We start from the raw sequence: 15,704 nt of genomic DNA on the forward strand, positions 1-15,704 counted from the left end.
TGCCGCCTCCAAGACGCACAACACTTATATTCTATCCAAATTTACTAAGATAACAACCGGTTTACACGCTTAATGAACGCCGACGGATTCTCCAGCGCACCGCGTTCTGCCAGCATCGCCTGTTCCAGCAGCAGTTCCACCCAATCGGCAAACTCGTCCTGATCGGCGATATCGGCGGTTTTCTGCACCAACGGATGCTGCGGATTCAGTTCGAAAGTATATTTCACTTCCGGCACGCTCTGACCTGCGGCAGCAAACAGTTTTGCCATTTGAGTGGTCATTTGATCGTTATCGGTGGACACTAGCGCCGGCGTATCGGTCAAACGATGCGTTAAACGCACCGCTTTTACTCTGTCGCCAAGCAAGGTTTTCACCCGTTCCACAAATGAACCGAGCGCGTCATCCTGTGCTTTTTGTGCGTCCTCCTCTTTATCCGCCAGCTCGCCTAAATCCAGATCGGCTTTGCTAATCGGCTGCAACGGCTTGCCGTCGAATTCGGTTAAATAGCTTAACATCCATTCGTCGATCCGATCTGATAACAGTAACACTTCAATATCTTTCTTGTTAAACAGCTCCAAGTGCGGGCTATTTTTGGCGGCAATATAACTGTCAGCGGTAATATAATAGATCGCTTTCTGCCCTTCTTTCATGCGCGCCACATAATCTTCCAGCGACACATTCTGCTCGCTGCTGTCTTGTTTGCTAGAAGCGAAACGCAATAATTTGGCAATCGCGTCTTTATTGGCGAAATCTTCCGCCGGACCTTCTTTCAATACCAAGCCGAATTCTTTCCAGAATTGCAGATATTTTTCTTTGTCGTCTTGCGCCAGTTTTTCCAGCATTTGCAGCGAACGCTTGGTCAGCGCCTTACGCAGCGCCGCGGTGACTTTGTTATCCTGTAAAATTTCACGGGAAACATTCAACGGCAGATCATTACTGTCAATCAAACCGCGCATAAAACGCAGGTAATTGGGCATAAACTGTTGTGCATCATCCATAATAAACACGCGTTGTACATAGAGCTTCAACCCGTGTTTATGGTCACGGTTAAACAAATCCCAAGGCGCTTTCGACGGCACATACAGCAGGCTAGTATATTCCTGATTGCCTTCCACTTTATTGTGCGCCCACAGCAGCGGATCGGCGAAGTCATGACTTAGATGTTTGTAAAATTCTTTGTATTCGTCATCCGAAATATCGCTTTTTGCTCGCGTCCACAATGCCTGCGCTTTATTGATTTTTTCCCATTTAACGCCGCTTTCTTTGCCTTCTTCATCATATTCTTTAGCTAGAATTTCAACCGGCAGACCGATATGATCGGAATATTTACCAATAATTTCGCGCAACCGCCATTCACTAGCAAATTCTTTTTCTTCATCGCGCAGATGTAATGTAATTTCCGTACCGCGCGTTTTTTTCTCGATATCCGCAACGGTGTAATCGCCTTCGCCGGCGGACTCCCATAAGACGCCGCTATCCGCGCTTGCCCCGGCAGCACGCGTTTTCACGCTGACTTTATCGGCAACAATAAAGGCGGAATAAAATCCCACCCCGAACTGTCCGATTAACTGGCTGTCTTTCGCCTGATCGCTGCCAAGTGCGGTTAAAAATTCCTTCGTTCCGGATTTGGCGATCGTGCCTAGATGATCAATCGCCTGTTCACGCGTCATACCAATACCGTTATCGCTGACGGTTAGCGTGCCTTTTGCCTCATCAAAACTGATGCGTACTTTTAAATCACCGTCGCCCTCATACAATTCCGGTGCCGACAACGCTTTAAAACGCAATTTATCCGCCGCATCCGAGGCGTTTGAGATCAATTCGCGTAAGAAAATTTCTTTATTGGAATACAACGAATGAATCATCAAATGTAGCAGTTGTTTGACTTCCGACTGAAAACCGCGGGTTTCTTGATTTTTACTCATAATAATATCCTCTGTGACTGAATGTTGTTGTATATAGGAACAAAAGCGAGGATTTCAAGCATGATTACGTGGCTAATCGCTGATTTTTTCAGCGAACGGGAACAGGAAAACAGGAGAAAATAAACGACAGTGCAGCCAAAAAGTGCGGTAAAAATTACCGCACTTTTTGCATAACCAAGAAATCAGAATGTGTAACGCAAACCGACTTTGGCACCGTATTGATTGATTTTGACATCATTGATTTTGCCTAAACGATTATATTCAACCGTTCCGGTCAATGCCCAATCTGGCGCCAGCTGATAACTCGCACCGGCAAAAGCGCCGTAGCCGAATTTGGCAGTATCTTCACTGTAGGTATACACAGTGCCGCTTCCGTGGCGATAATGTTCGTCCAGCTCAACCACGTTTGAAGATAAGCGAACCCCGATATAAGGTTGCAGATCCGTATTTAAATGCAGATCGTAAATCGCGGAAAGCCCAAATCCTTGAATCTTCATCTCGCCGTTACCGACCACGCCGTTGCCGCTATAACTGTATTCCGATTTACCGTAATGGGTATAGTCCACAGCCAAACGCCAGTCGATAAATTTATAGCCGACGCTCACACTTGGGGTGAACTTACTTTTATTAATTTCCCCATAATTCAGCCCGGAAGTTTTGATTTTAGAATAGCCTAAATCACCTTCAACATACCAGTTTGCAGCCGCCGTTGACGCCACGCCTGATGCCGCAATAACGATAGCCAATAATGATTTTCTCATGCACTTACTCCTTTTGATTAGTCATTAAGCGTGAGAAATATAGCACACCTGCTGCGTAAATTCATCTAATTATTCGGATTGACTAAGGATAACGGCTGATGGCATTTGCGGCAAAAATAAACCGCACTTTTTCGCTGAATCTTGTTATGTCGTCTTACACTTAACTGATGTTGGCGGCAAGCGCATTGATAAATAAAGGTTTTTCCCTGCACGTTTGCCACATTAAAGCGGTGACAGGTTTCCGCTGGCAGCTGAAAAAGCTCGGTCATCAGCGCTCGCCACTGAGTTCCATGCGGTTTCACCCGTCCAAACACCTGATACACGATAAGATGCGCCAATTCATGCGGCACTACCTGCGCAATAAACGCCTGCGGATTTTCCAGTAATAAAGTGCGGTTCAATCTGATTTCGTTTTGCGCCGGATAGGCGACGCCGGCTTTTACACCGCGCAGGCGATAATTTACCGTCGGCGGCGGAAAAGCGCGCTCAAAATGCTGTTCGGCAAGCTGCAAACAGGCGTGTAATTTACGCTGCACCTGCATATTAAGATGACGAAATTGGGTATCTTGATCGGACATAAGAAAAAAGCAAAGGCGCAAACAAATTGTCCGCGCCAATCAATCAAACTACTTATTTTAGCCCCGCGGCAGCACGCAGTTCCTGTGCGCGATCGGTTTTTTCCCAAGGGAACTGTTCACGCCCGAAATGCCCGTAGGCGGCGGTTTGACGATAAATCGGTCGAATTAAATCCAGCATATTGATTAAGCCGTAAGGGCGCAAATCAAAAAATTCGCGCACTAATTTCACCAATAAGGCTTCGCTGACTTTTGCGGTGCCGAAAGTTTCGATCATAATCGAGGTCGGTTCGGCAACGCCGATAGCATACGACAGTTGAATTTCGCAGCGCGCCGCCAGCCCCGCAGCAACAATATTTTTCGCCACATAACGGGCGGCATAAGCGGCGGAACGGTCAACTTTCGACGGATCTTTACCAGAAAACGCACCGCCGCCGTGACGTGCCGCACCGCCGTAGGTGTCCACAATAATTTTACGCCCGGTTAAACCGCAATCGCCCATTGGTCCGCCAATCACAAAACGTCCGGTCGGATTAATAAAAAACTTGGTTGACGCGGACAACCACTCGGCCGGCAACACCGGTTTAATAATTTCTTCCATGACGCCTTCATGCACGGTTTTCTGGCTGACCTCATCGCTATGCTGAGTGGAAAGCACCACCGTATCCACACCAACAATGCGATTATTGTCATATTTCAGCGTAAGCTGGCTTTTGGCATCGGGACGCAACCAAGCCAGCGTACCGTTTTTACGCACCTGTGCCTGACGTTCCATTAAACGGTGAGCATAAGTAATCGCTGCCGGCATCAACACATCCGTTTCATCGGTGGCATAACCGAACATAATGCCCTGATCGCCTGCGCCCTGCTCGAGCGGATTGCCACGATCAACGCCCTGATTAATATCGGAAGACTGCTTACCGATCGCGTTTAATACCGCGCAGGAATGCCCGTCAAATCCCATATCAGAATGTTCATAACCAATCTCGCAAATAACCTGACGGGTTAAGTGCTCAATATCCACCCAAGCGGAAGTCGTGATTTCGCCGCCAACCAGCGCCATGCCAGTTTTGACATAGGTTTCGCAGGCAACGCGCGCGTTTGGATCCTGTTTTAAAATTGCGTCTAATACCGCATCCGAGATCTGATCGGCAATTTTATCGGGATGACCTTCCGATACGGATTCGGAAGTAAATAAATATGATGACATAAGATTCCTTTATTCGCTGTTCGTTTAGATGTTTTTCCGTCTGGACGGCTATAATACGCTTTTTTGCTTAAAAGGCAAGCGCTATTTCCGCACCGAAATGGATTAGCGCTGATGCGCGAAAACAGCGAGCAGCCGCGAATATCTTAAGTAATAATCAGCTGCGTTGCCAAAAAATAGCGCCGCATAATGTGTTGATTATGCGGCGGTTAAAAATTCAGCGCTGATTATCTGTTGCGTAAGGCATGGTTTTATCGCGGGCAAATCTCTGAATCGACAAAGAAATAGGCAATTTCACGCGCCGCACTGTCTAGGCTATCGGAGCCATGTACGGAATTCCGGCTTTTACTCTGCGCAAATTCATGGCGCAAAGTGCCTTGCTCTGCCGTTGCCGGGTCGGTTGCGCCCATTAAAGTGCGGTAATCTTTCACTGCGTTTTCTTTTTCCAACACGCAAACCAGCACCGGCGCCGAGGTCATATAGTCCACCAGCGCGGCAAAAAAACTTTTGCCTTCGTGCTCGGCATAAAATCCTTGTGCCTGCGCTTTCGTCAAATGCACCATTTTTGCGGCAACAATGCGAAATTCATGTTGTTCTAATTGCGCCAAAATCCGCCCGATTAAATTGCGCTCCACCGCATCCGGCTTGATAATGGATAACGTTCGTTGCTGCGCCATAAATTCCCCCTTTTGCGCTATCCGTTCGCTTTCAATAATAAAAAATTCGCCAGCGTCTGCACCCCGATCCCGGTGGCGCCGACAGCCCACAGATCGTTCGCTGATTTACGATACGTCGCTGAACAATCGATATGCAGCCAGTTTTTCTGATATTGCGCGACAAAATAAGATAAAAATGCCGTGGCAGTACTGGCGCCCGCGCTCATCGGCACAGCGCCGATATTACCGATATCGGCAAAATTTGAGCTGATCTGTGCACGGTGAAATTCCTCAAACGGCAAACGCCAGAAAGGCTCCTGCACACATTTCGCCGCCTCAAACAATTGTGCGACCAACGCGTCATCCATAGACAGCACCGAGTGATAATCATTGCCCACCGCCACTTTCGCAGCACCGGTTAATGTCGCGCAGTCAAGAATCAACTGCGGATGTTGCTTATCTGCTTCAATCAAACCGTCTGCCAGCACCAAACGTCCTTCCGCATCCGTATTCAACACTTCCGCGCTGACGCCGTTGGCATAAGTGATAATATCGCCCAGTTTCATGGCATCTGCGCTGACCATATTTTCCGCGCAGCATAAATACAATTTCACCCGTCGATTCAGCCCGCCGGCAATCGCCATGCCGAGCGCACCGGTCAATAATGCCGCGCCGCCCATATCGGTACGCATCGTGCTCATGGTTTCGCTTGATTTAAGGCTGTAACCGCCACTGTCAAAGGTGATACCCTTGCCGACCAAACAGGCAAAAACCGGTGCTGTTGGGTCGCCGCTCGGATTAAAATCCAGCTGCAACATTGCCGGTTTGTTGGCTGAGGCTTTACCGACCTGCCAAATCCCCTGATAACCTTGCGCCGACAAGGCTTCGCCGGAAATAATCTGAAAAGACACCGCACTTTTATCGGCATATTCCGCCGCTTGTTCGCTAACAAACGCCGCCGCGCGCTGTGCCAGTTCCTGTGGTGTCACCACCGATGCCGGCAAATTAATGATTTCCCGCACAAAATCACCGCATTGAATACGCGCCAACAATTCCGCCTGCGGCTCATCATCCAAATGCGGAAATTCAACCGAATAATCTTGCTTTGCGGTATAAAATCCCTGATAAAACGCCCAACAAAACTCCAGCCCCCATTGTTCACCAACCAGATCGACCGCCTTAATCCCCTGCCCGCGCAACTTACGCGCTGCCTTTTGAATTAAAGTGCGGTCTGTTTTTTCATCGCTTTTTACATGAATCACCGCCTGATTATCGCTGAAACTGAGCAACGCACCGCTACCCCAACCGTCAGATGCGGGCGAAAAAGAAAGCAACACCTTCATAACTTGATATCCTATACAAAAAAACCGGTACAGCGGAACTATACCAGTTTTTTCAATTTGTGTCTTAATTGTTAAGAAAAAATTAAATGGGATGTTTTACAAACACGCTGACAAACAGAACGCTCTAACGATAAAATTCAGCATTTTGACTATTCAGATACCATTCCACAGTTTTACGCATAGCACTTGCAAACGTCTCTACCGGTTTCCACCCTAACTCACGCCGAATTTTAGACGCATCAATAGCATAACGGCTATCATGTCCCGGGCGATCGGCAACATAAGTAATCAAATCTTCGTATTTTGCCACGCCGAGTGGCTTATTCGGCGCCAGTTGCTCCAATAAGTCGCAGATCATACGCACTACCGCTATATTGGTTTTTTCATTATGCGCACTAATATCGTAGGTTTCGCCGATCTTGCCTCGTATTAAGACTTGATATAATGCACATGCCAAATCTTCCACAAATAACCAATCACGAACTTGCATACCATTGCCGTAAAGTGGCAATCTTTTACCATTCAGCGCATTTAAAATCACTAATGGAATCAGCTTTTCTGGAAATTGATAAGGTCCGTAACAATTGCAGCTATGCGTTACTATAACAGGCAGACCATAAGTACGAAACCACGCACGCACCAGATGATCACTTGAGGCTTTAGAAGCGGAATAGGGACTGCTCGGCGCATAAGGTGAAAACTCTGTGAAAAAACCGACCGCACTTTTTAAATCGCCATAAACTTCATCGGTGGAAATATGGTGAAAACGGAACGCCGCCTTGCGAGTAACCTCCAAGCTCTGCCAATAACGGCGCGCCACTTCCAAAAGCTGAAACGTACCGACGATATTGGTTTGGATAAACTCGCCTGCGCTGTTAATTGAGCGATCTACATGAGTTTCTGCCGCCAAATGCATTACCGCATCAGGCTGATGCCGTGCAAATACAAGCTCTAATGCCACAGAATCGCAAATATCCACGTTTTCAAAAAAATAACGCGAATTATCTGTGATAGAAGTCAGAGAAGATAAATTTCCGGCATAAGTCAGCTTATCAATATTCACCACAATATTCTGCGTATTATTGATAATATATCGAATAACAGCAGAACCGATAAAACCTGCGCCGCCGGTGATGAGTAGAGTGTTCACTATTTTTCCAACTACTTAAAGAAGTATAACAAAACCTGTTCTATCAAATAACATAATAAAGCCGAAGAGCTTCCTCCTCCTATTCTCCCTACCTGACAAATATTCACTCACCATTTATACAAAATATGCTAAATAAACATCTAACCTATAATATTTCGTTTAATATTTTCTGCTATATTCGGACCTACTACATATTATCCCCAAATGCTAACTAGAAGAAAGCCAACTACTTTTCTTTTCATAAATTAACCTTTCAAAAGCTTATATATCTAGGTATATTTTACTCGTAACGACATAAAAGGTTTCTCAATAACATAAAATGTAAAAAATGAAACTAAAATAATAGGAATTATCTTAACTAATGTCAGAGATAAAGAATCTATAACATTTGTTGCTGGAGGAAAATTCAATATTTTTTGGATCATATTACCTAATGGCAAGTGCAAAACATATAGAGAAAAACTAATTTCTCCCAACTTAGCTAATCCTATATCTATAAACTTTATATTAGGCAACTTCACAGTAAAGTAAGCAACTGTAACTAGTCCCCAACACACAGCCTCAATTGTAAAAGAAAAATATACATAAATCGAGTCTGTCTTCTCAAAGGAGAATAAATACATTAAAACAGAAATAGACATTATTATAATGAAAGAAGAAACCAATTTAAACTTAAATAAATAAAAATAATTTCTCTTCCATAACACTGCAAAAATCATTCCCAAAACAAACTGATCTAAGCGCCCCAAAATAGTATGATAAAAATTCCAATACATAGGTCTATCTACTAAATTCGCAATATTAAATCTTAATGCTACCGATAATATAATCACTGCAAATAAATACTTTAAACCATATTTAGCCAAAAATAATGCAAGAAAAGGAAACAATAAATAAAACTGGAATTCAACAGCTATTGTCCATATCGGACCTGAAGGATAAGCCTCATGCCCCCAACCAGTATAGGAATGCCCGGTATTAAGCTGTAATGTCAATATCCGGAAAATATCCATCGGTGTAGAATGCGCTCTGTTCACAGAAATAACAATAAAAACCATTAACACCATCAGAGGAAAAATACGTAAAATCCGATTATAAATGAATCCTCTATATTGAATTTTTTTATCACCATATCCACTAATAATACAAAACAAAAAACCAGTTAAAAACAGGAATAAACTAACTCCTGTGGAACCATTTATTAACCATGTTCTAACAAAATAATCCCCAAAATTTGTTGCACTATCTAAAGTCAACTTACCTCTAAAATGATGAAAGATCACAAGCATTGCTGCAAAAAAACGAAGATGATCTATTCTAGAAAAATAATTTGTATTAAGTGATTTCATATAAGTTCCAACAAATTTAATATGCTCCGCTTCGTTTAAAAACAACCTTCACTGTTTTAAACAAAATTGCAATATCATTCCAAAGTGACCAGTTTTTTACATACCAAGAGTCAAAATAAACCCGAGTTTCATAATCTACATCATTTCGTCCACTAACCTGCCAAAGCCCTGTCATTCCTGGTTTTGCCATTAGATAATAATCCACATCTTCTTGATAACGCTCAAGCTCGTCTTTCACAATTGGGCGTGGACCAACTAAACTCATTTCGCCTCTTAATACGTTAAAAAGCTGCGGCAGTTCATCTAAACTGGTTTTACGAATAAAATGCCCTATTTTAGTAATACGGGGATCGTTTTTTAATTTAAAATCCTTTTCCCATTCAGCGCGAGCCTCCGGATCATTTTTCAATAAATCATCCAAAACCTCTTTTGAATTAACAACCATAGATCTAAATTTTAAACACTTAAAAATTTTACCATTTCTACCTACTCTGGGATGCCCATATATTGCATTTCCACCATCCTTTTTAACAGCAAAATAAAGATAAAGTAAAATAGGAGAAATAAGAATAATAATACTTAACGCCCCCAATATATCCATTATTCTTTTTAAGAATCGGGAAGTTCGTTTTGCTAAATTATTATTTACACGCAACAGCATTACTTCATAGCTGAATAAAAATGACATATCGGTACTATACAACGGTAATCCACGTAAAGTAGGAATAACAGAAACAGAACGATATTTTCTTGTTGAGAAATAACGTAGCCATGTATTGCGCAATTCAGTTTCATCTTCTTCAAGTGCAATAATAAATTGATCTGATTTTTTAATCGATGACTTCCATAAATTATCACTTTCATTAAGAACAGGAATATTAACATCCTTTAACATCTCATTCTGTTGTGGTGAAATAAAATATTTTACATTAAACCCTAAATATGGCTCACTCATTAAAGCGTAATATGCGTCTAGTGCATTTTGACCTCCGCCAATAATAACTGTATCCCGTAAATACATTCCTGATTTAATCAAAAGTTTTTTCAGAAATACTCGCATAAGAGGAGCAATTATAATAGCGACGACCCACGTCAATATCCATAAATACCGCGAAAAATATAGTTTTGAGAATGCAACTGTAGCTAATTCAATAACGGCTAAAATAACAATAGTTCGTAAAACCTCTTTTAATTCAAACCAAAACGGTTTTCGATAGGTGTAATGGCGTAAACGAACCCAGAACCATCCCATACCAATAAAAGACAGAATGATATGAATTAAGAAACGCTCTTCTATTTGCTCTGTAGGCACATAACGGCTGAGTTGACCTGTCCATGCTTCAAGCAAATAAAAAGCAAAAATAATAGATAAACTCAGACATATAAAATCACTTAAGGCAAGGGTAAATTTACAAAAAAAGATTTTTTTCATTCATAATTCCCTATTATTAGGCAAAATGCGAATTTACACATTCTAAAGCTTCAGCAATAATATTATGCATATCAAAATATTTATATTGCGCTAAACGTCCACCAAAAATCACATTAGGTTTGGCATCAGCAAGCGCTTTATATTTTGCATAAAGTTCATTATTACGTTCATCATTAATTGGATAATACGGTTCATCCCCTTCTTCATATTCTTTTGAATGTTCACGAGTAATCACGGTCTTTGGCTGTGTACCATATTCAAAATGCTTATGTTCGATAATACGAGTATAGGGTACTTCCGGTTCAGTATAGTTAACTACTGCATTACCTTGATAATTCGACATATCTAAAACTTCGTTATCAAAATGTAAACTGCGATATTCCAATTTACCAAATTGGTAACCGAAATACTCATCGATCATTCCCGTAAAGACAATTTTTTCAGCAAGATTTTCATAATCTTCACGTTCAGCAAAAAAATCTACACCAAGTTTTACTTCAATGCCGTCTAACATTCTTTCAAAGATCCCCGTATAACCACCAATCGGAATACCTTGGTAAGTATCATAGAAGTAGTTGTTATCATAAGTAAAACGCACAGGTAAACGTTTAATAATAAACGGCGGGAGCTCAGTACATTTACGTCCCCATTGTTTTTCAGTGTAACCTTTAATGAGTTTTTCATAAATATCACGACCAACCAGAGAAATAGCCTGTTCCTCTAAGTTCTTAGGCTCTGTAATATTTTCTTTTGCAATTTGTTCTTTAATTTTCACCTCTGCTTCTTGCGGTGTAATCACGCCCCACATTTTATTGAAGGTTAGCATATTAAATGGCAGGCTATAGAGTTCATCTTTATAGCGTGCAACAGGTGAGTTTGTAAAACGATTAAATTCAGCAAACTGTTGAATATAATCCCAAACTACTTTATTACTAGTATGGAAAATATGTGCACCATACTTATGCACATTAATACCTTCAATGTTTTGGGTATAGCAATTCCCACCAATGTGGTCACGTTTTTCGATAACTAAGCATTTTTTGCCGCGTTTAGTCGCTTCATAGGCAAAGATAGAACCAAAAAGTCCTGCACCAACGATAAGATAATCGTATTTCATATATTTTAAACCTTCTAAAAATTACTATTTTGATACAGCATTCACTTTATTTGCTAAGTCTTCTTTAAAGTTATAGAAGAAATACAATCCTAGAACCACACATATTAAGACTACAAACTCTAATGAGAAAAATTTATAAAGGTCACCATCTTTAACACCTTTTCTCAGAATATAAAAGAATCTTGAAGAAATTATAGATAATAGTAAGTCCCCCATCATAATTGAAGCAAAAACTAACTTTAACCATAACCCAGATATAACACCTAACATGAACATCGCAACCATTCCCAGATAACTACCAAAGTGATAGAAAATTAGTGCGGGCGTTGAATAGGTAAAACGAGATAATTTAGCTAATTTCCACTCAAACCTCTCAGGGGTTGTATTTAGTTGCATAACTTTATACATACCAACATCATATTGATTTACATCATTATAGTTAAGATAAGTATTAAATTCTTTAGTTATTTCATCCAATCTTAGTTCATCAGAATAATTTTTATAAGTTGACCACCATAGCTGTCCTTCTTGAGATAAACGTTGTCTTGCGTAATCCATTGGTTCGAATGACGGGAAATAATATACATTGATACTAATTGCAGCAATAATAAAAACTGCTAACCCTGAACCAATAATAAAGATTAATTTTAAAACTTTTTTTCTAAAAATATATATAGAAAAAGGAATAAAAAACAGAAATAATATTTCAACTAAATTCCAAAACTTATGCCCTTTTAATAAGAAGGCAAATAAGACAAGAAATAAAAGACATAGATACAATTTTTTCTTTTCTTTAAAGAACAAAATCCCCAGCCCTAGAGAAAAATAAAACAAGATATTAGTAATTTGACCAAAAATCCCCAATACATCTTTATCATATGCAAATCTATCAACGCCAAGCATAGGAGCTGGCTTATATTTTAAGATAACCACATAAGTTAAGACTAATAAAGAAACCAATAAAATAAGAAATACTTTTTTATAATTAATACTACCTATATATAATTTATCGATACTTTTCTCCTTGATAATTAGAAAAATACCTATTAAAAAAGAGTATTGATATAAAAAAAGAAGAGGTAGACTACCCTCATGACTAATCCATTGCTCAATCTCATAAAGATAATAACTCGTAGTAGCATGCTCAATAGCGAAAACACCAAAGATATTTAATACAATTGTAATAACTACTAATATATTAACGAACGTCCTCCTAGGATTTATTATTAATTCCAGAAATAGAATTAATAAGAATAAACCTAATAGGACAAAATCATTAATATAAAATATTTTTTCTAAAGAAAGTAAAGCCAGAACAATAAAAGCAAGAACTAAAATAAACTTCATTAGTTTTGTTAATAACATTACACCCCCAAAAGAAATATTTTTGACTTTATAAATCATTCTCATAAGGAGAAAATATTTCATTTTTCATCTTTATATAAGATTCGGTTCTTATGAGCTCAAACAATTCCGAAGATACGCAAGTTAATGAAAATGGTAAAATATTAATATCGCAATAAAATTCTCTACTATTCTTCAAATAATTATCTAAATCAGGACAAAATAATACTATTGGAATGTCACAATACATACAATCAAACATTACTGACGAATAATCTGTAATTACTAATTTAGCATTTTTTACTAAAGAGTAAAAATCTTCAGATAATTCTGCTAGCTTAATATTACTATATGCTTTATCTAAATGTTGCATTTTATCTGATGGATGAGGTTTAACTAAACATATCAAATTTTTCTCAGCCATTAATACATTTAACTTATCTAAATCACAGCTTTTATAAAATTGAAAAGAGGCGTCATCCCGCCACGTTGGAGCATAAATAACAAGGTTCTTTGATTGAGATGATTCATAATCTGCTTTCAATGTCTTTAATCTTGGAGGAAACGCTTCAACAAATGAGCTATTTAATACATCAAATGCGGTTTTAAAACATCGTTTTTCATATTCAGAACAAACTAGCAATTCATCTGGGCGAACATATAAATATGGGAATATATATTTAAAAATAAATTCATATTTATTTCTAATTGAATAAAATCCTGTTGTAACATCTCGTTCAATTTTTTTCAAAGGTGTACCATGCCATACATTGAATAATTTAGCACCTTTTGATAGCCAATAATTAATATCAGAGACGTAGCTAGAATAAATAAAATGTTTTGCAGTTAAAATATGATATAAACCCACTATACTAGATGCAGAAAAAAACAAATATTCTCCATTTACATTTAGCCGTTCTAGACTAAATTTAATTTTCTCATTCTTATAAATAAAAATTTTTTTATATCCAACTTTGTAACTATCATCTAAATAAAGGCTTTTCACATTACCTGAAAAAGTCCCTGTGTGGGTTCCAAAAACGATTTTCTTTTCATCTCGGTTAAAAAAGCCCGATAAAAAATACATAACCCATCCACCAAGAGCAACAAAAGTGGCAATAAATAACTTAATTAATCGCTTCATTCTAAATCACGCTTCAATTGTTCTAGAATATCAAAAGCTTTAAGAATTTCATCTTTTGAAATAGAAAAACTTTTTAGTGTTTGTTTTAATTGGGTCGAAGAAATTCCCGTCGTTCTCTCTAAATAAACAACTTCACAATATTCTTTTAAGAAATCAAATTTCCCCTCCCAGTCATTCCCTATGGCAAAAATATCCACATCATATTTTTCAACATCAATAATCTTTTGTTCCCAACTGGATTCAGGAATAACTAAGTCAACGCATTTAATATTCGCAACAATTTCTGCGCGTTGCTCATAAGGAATAACTGTTGTCTTCCCTTTCCCCGCATTAAATTCATCCGTGGAAACTGCAACAATCAATTTATCTCCTAACGACTTTAATCGTTGTAGTAACTTGAGATGACCAATATGAAAAAGATCAAAGGTACCATAGGTTATAACTGTTTTTGCCATAATTTGTTGCCTCTTATTTTCATAATACGATAAATAAAAACAAATGATTCTGTTATTAACACCATATAAGCTACGGAATATAATGAAATTTTATTAAATAAAATTAATAATCCCAAACCAACTATATGCAAAATTGATGCATAAATAACACTCAGATTAGCCTCTTTTGAATAGCCTAATGCACCTAAAAATGGATAACCTAACAAAATGCTAGGCACAACAATTAGCGAAGCGACTAAAAATATATTAAATACAGAGATAGATTCTACACCAATCTTCTGGGTAAAAAGAATTGCAAACACATCTTTTACAATAAAGAAAAGAGTAAATATACCCACGATATTTAGAAGAACTGATGCTTTAAAGATTTTTTTAAATAAACCAATATTTCGTTCTTTTGCAATATAGGGATATAACACCTGCGACAAAGGGGTATAAAATGCTTGTAATGCTTTATAAAGTTGATCAGCTATCGCATAGTAACCAACTATGGTATTTGAAGAAAACAAACCGAGAACAAATGAGTTTGCAGAAGTATACATACTCAAAGAAGCCCGGGATAAAAAGAATGTTGAACTTTGTTTAAAATAGAACCACAATGTTGAATATTTTTGCCAACGAATTTTTTGTTTTAAGGAAATATGAACAATCCATAATGAAATCACTGCGGCAATCACTAAGCCAAGACCATTAAATAAAGGAACGAATAAATAATCCGAATTTTCTTTTACAAAAAGGAAAATACATCCGGTAAACAAAAATTTCGCCACAATATTTACTATGGTAATGTATTTCATTTTTTCGATTCCTTGGAAATACCAAACAGGAAACAATGCCTGACCTACCACCCAAAGAAAACTTAAATAATAAACTGTTTTATCCTCAGAAAATCTATCTGATAAATAGATAATTAACGTTAATAATATTAATGATACCAACATTAATAAACATTTAATTATCATGACTGAGCTATAAACTTCTGTAAGTTTTACCCTATCATCTCGATAGATCGAAACATCTTTTGTTGCAGATAAATTAAAGCCGAAATCTACTAATATATTAAAAAAGATAATAAATGACTGCGCAAACATCACTAAACCATAAGTTCCCACATCAAGCACACGAACTAAATAAGGCAATGTTAGAAGTGGTAAGACATAGTTAACCATTTGTAAAATAGTTAATGAAAAGAAATTACCAAATAATCTCTTTTTATGCGCAGCTTCAATATTACTCATACTATTGA

Annotated in this window: 14 protein-coding genes; all 14 read right to left on the bottom strand. The window is 38.6% G+C overall.

All coding sequences use genetic code 11. The annotated features are described in order from the left end of the window. Positions 1-44: 44 nt before the first annotated feature. Positions 45-1,925: a molecular chaperone HtpG gene (htpG, locus tag BN3349_RS02825; RefSeq protein ID WP_040975757.1), complete on the bottom strand. Its 1,881-nt coding sequence runs from the start codon at positions 1,923-1,925 to the stop codon at positions 45-47. Positions 1,926-2,107: 182 nt separating this feature from the next. Continuing rightward, complete coding sequence (locus tag BN3349_RS02830) at positions 2,108-2,686, bottom strand: opacity family porin (protein ID WP_040975759.1); 579 nt, start codon at positions 2,684-2,686, stop codon at positions 2,108-2,110. A 65-nt stretch (positions 2,687-2,751) separates the two neighbouring features. Beyond that, complete coding sequence (locus BN3349_RS02835; protein ID WP_040975761.1) at positions 2,752-3,264, bottom strand: SprT family zinc-dependent metalloprotease; 513 nt, start codon at positions 3,262-3,264, stop codon at positions 2,752-2,754. A gap of 52 nt (positions 3,265-3,316) precedes the next feature. Continuing rightward, positions 3,317-4,471 carry a methionine adenosyltransferase gene (gene metK, locus BN3349_RS02840; protein WP_040975763.1) on the bottom strand — a complete coding sequence of 385 codons (1,155 nt, stop codon included), beginning with the start codon at positions 4,469-4,471 and terminating at the stop codon, positions 3,317-3,319. A gap of 248 nt (positions 4,472-4,719) precedes the next feature. Further along, positions 4,720-5,145 (bottom strand): nucleoside-diphosphate kinase, encoded by a 426-nt coding sequence (gene ndk, locus BN3349_RS02845; RefSeq protein ID WP_040975765.1) that lies wholly within the window; start codon positions 5,143-5,145, stop codon positions 4,720-4,722. 17 nt (positions 5,146-5,162) lie between these two features. After that, a complete protein-coding gene (pepB, locus tag BN3349_RS02850) occupies positions 5,163-6,467 on the bottom strand; it encodes an aminopeptidase PepB (protein WP_040975767.1) in 1,305 nt (434 codons plus the stop codon). Between the two features lie 124 nt (positions 6,468-6,591). After that, positions 6,592-7,617, bottom strand: coding sequence for a dTDP-glucose 4,6-dehydratase (gene rfbB, locus BN3349_RS02855; protein WP_048736490.1), 1,026 nt, complete (start codon positions 7,615-7,617; stop codon positions 6,592-6,594). A 269-nt stretch (positions 7,618-7,886) separates the two neighbouring features. Continuing rightward, a complete protein-coding gene (locus BN3349_RS02860) occupies positions 7,887-8,966 on the bottom strand; it encodes an acyltransferase family protein (RefSeq protein ID WP_040975769.1) in 1,080 nt (359 codons plus the stop codon). 16 nt (positions 8,967-8,982) lie between these two features. Next, complete coding sequence (wbaP, locus tag BN3349_RS02865; protein ID WP_040975771.1) at positions 8,983-10,398, bottom strand: undecaprenyl-phosphate galactose phosphotransferase WbaP; 1,416 nt, start codon at positions 10,396-10,398, stop codon at positions 8,983-8,985. Between the two features lie 16 nt (positions 10,399-10,414). Next, positions 10,415-11,515, bottom strand: a complete 1,101-nt coding sequence (glf, locus tag BN3349_RS02870) for a UDP-galactopyranose mutase (protein WP_040975773.1) — start codon at positions 11,513-11,515, stop codon at positions 10,415-10,417. A 24-nt stretch (positions 11,516-11,539) separates the two neighbouring features. After that, positions 11,540-12,943 carry a DUF6418 domain-containing protein gene (locus BN3349_RS02875; protein WP_245853729.1) on the bottom strand — a complete coding sequence of 468 codons (1,404 nt, stop codon included), beginning with the start codon at positions 12,941-12,943 and terminating at the stop codon, positions 11,540-11,542. Next, positions 12,909-14,003: a CDP-glycerol glycerophosphotransferase family protein gene (locus BN3349_RS02880; RefSeq protein WP_040975775.1), complete on the bottom strand. Its 1,095-nt coding sequence runs from the start codon at positions 14,001-14,003 to the stop codon at positions 12,909-12,911. The genes BN3349_RS02875 and BN3349_RS02880 overlap by 35 nt, the downstream gene beginning before the upstream one ends. Then, on the bottom strand, positions 14,000-14,458 hold the full coding sequence (tagD, locus tag BN3349_RS02885; RefSeq protein WP_040975776.1) for a glycerol-3-phosphate cytidylyltransferase: 459 nt from the start codon (positions 14,456-14,458) through the stop codon (positions 14,000-14,002). Before tagD ends, BN3349_RS02880 begins: the two co-directional genes overlap by 4 nt. After that, complete coding sequence (locus BN3349_RS02890; RefSeq protein WP_040975777.1) at positions 14,440-15,696, bottom strand: oligosaccharide flippase family protein; 1,257 nt, start codon at positions 15,694-15,696, stop codon at positions 14,440-14,442. Before BN3349_RS02890 ends, tagD begins: the two co-directional genes overlap by 19 nt. Positions 15,697-15,704: the final 8 nt, after the last annotated feature.

The organism is Necropsobacter massiliensis (genome assembly GCF_000827595.2).
In the GTDB taxonomy this organism is placed as follows: domain Bacteria; phylum Pseudomonadota; class Gammaproteobacteria; order Enterobacterales; family Pasteurellaceae; genus Necropsobacter; species Necropsobacter massiliensis.

Coding starts and splice junctions, on each gene's coding strand:
- metK (WP_040975763.1), bottom strand. CDS start 4,471: ATGTCATCATATTTATTTACTTCCGAATCCGTATCGGAAGGTCATCCC.
- BN3349_RS02830 (WP_040975759.1), bottom strand. CDS start 2,686: ATGAGAAAATCATTATTGGCTATCGTTATTGCGGCATCAGGCGTGGCG.
- BN3349_RS02880 (WP_040975775.1), bottom strand. CDS start 14,003: ATGAAGCGATTAATTAAGTTATTTATTGCCACTTTTGTTGCTCTTGGT.
- BN3349_RS02835 (WP_040975761.1), bottom strand. CDS start 3,264: ATGTCCGATCAAGATACCCAATTTCGTCATCTTAATATGCAGGTGCAG.
- BN3349_RS02860 (WP_040975769.1), bottom strand. CDS start 8,966: ATGAAATCACTTAATACAAATTATTTTTCTAGAATAGATCATCTTCGT.
- wbaP (WP_040975771.1), bottom strand. CDS start 10,398: ATGAAAAAAATCTTTTTTTGTAAATTTACCCTTGCCTTAAGTGATTTT.
- pepB (WP_040975767.1), bottom strand. CDS start 6,467: ATGAAGGTGTTGCTTTCTTTTTCGCCCGCATCTGACGGTTGGGGTAGC.
- BN3349_RS02875 (WP_245853729.1), bottom strand. CDS start 12,943: ATGAAATATTTTCTCCTTATGAGAATGATTTATAAAGTCAAAAATATT.
- ndk (WP_040975765.1), bottom strand. CDS start 5,145: ATGGCGCAGCAACGAACGTTATCCATTATCAAGCCGGATGCGGTGGAG.
- glf (WP_040975773.1), bottom strand. CDS start 11,515: ATGAAATACGATTATCTTATCGTTGGTGCAGGACTTTTTGGTTCTATC.
- htpG (WP_040975757.1), bottom strand. CDS start 1,925: ATGAGTAAAAATCAAGAAACCCGCGGTTTTCAGTCGGAAGTCAAACAA.
- BN3349_RS02890 (WP_040975777.1), bottom strand. CDS start 15,696: ATGAGTAATATTGAAGCTGCGCATAAAAAGAGATTATTTGGTAATTTC.
- tagD (WP_040975776.1), bottom strand. CDS start 14,458: ATGGCAAAAACAGTTATAACCTATGGTACCTTTGATCTTTTTCATATT.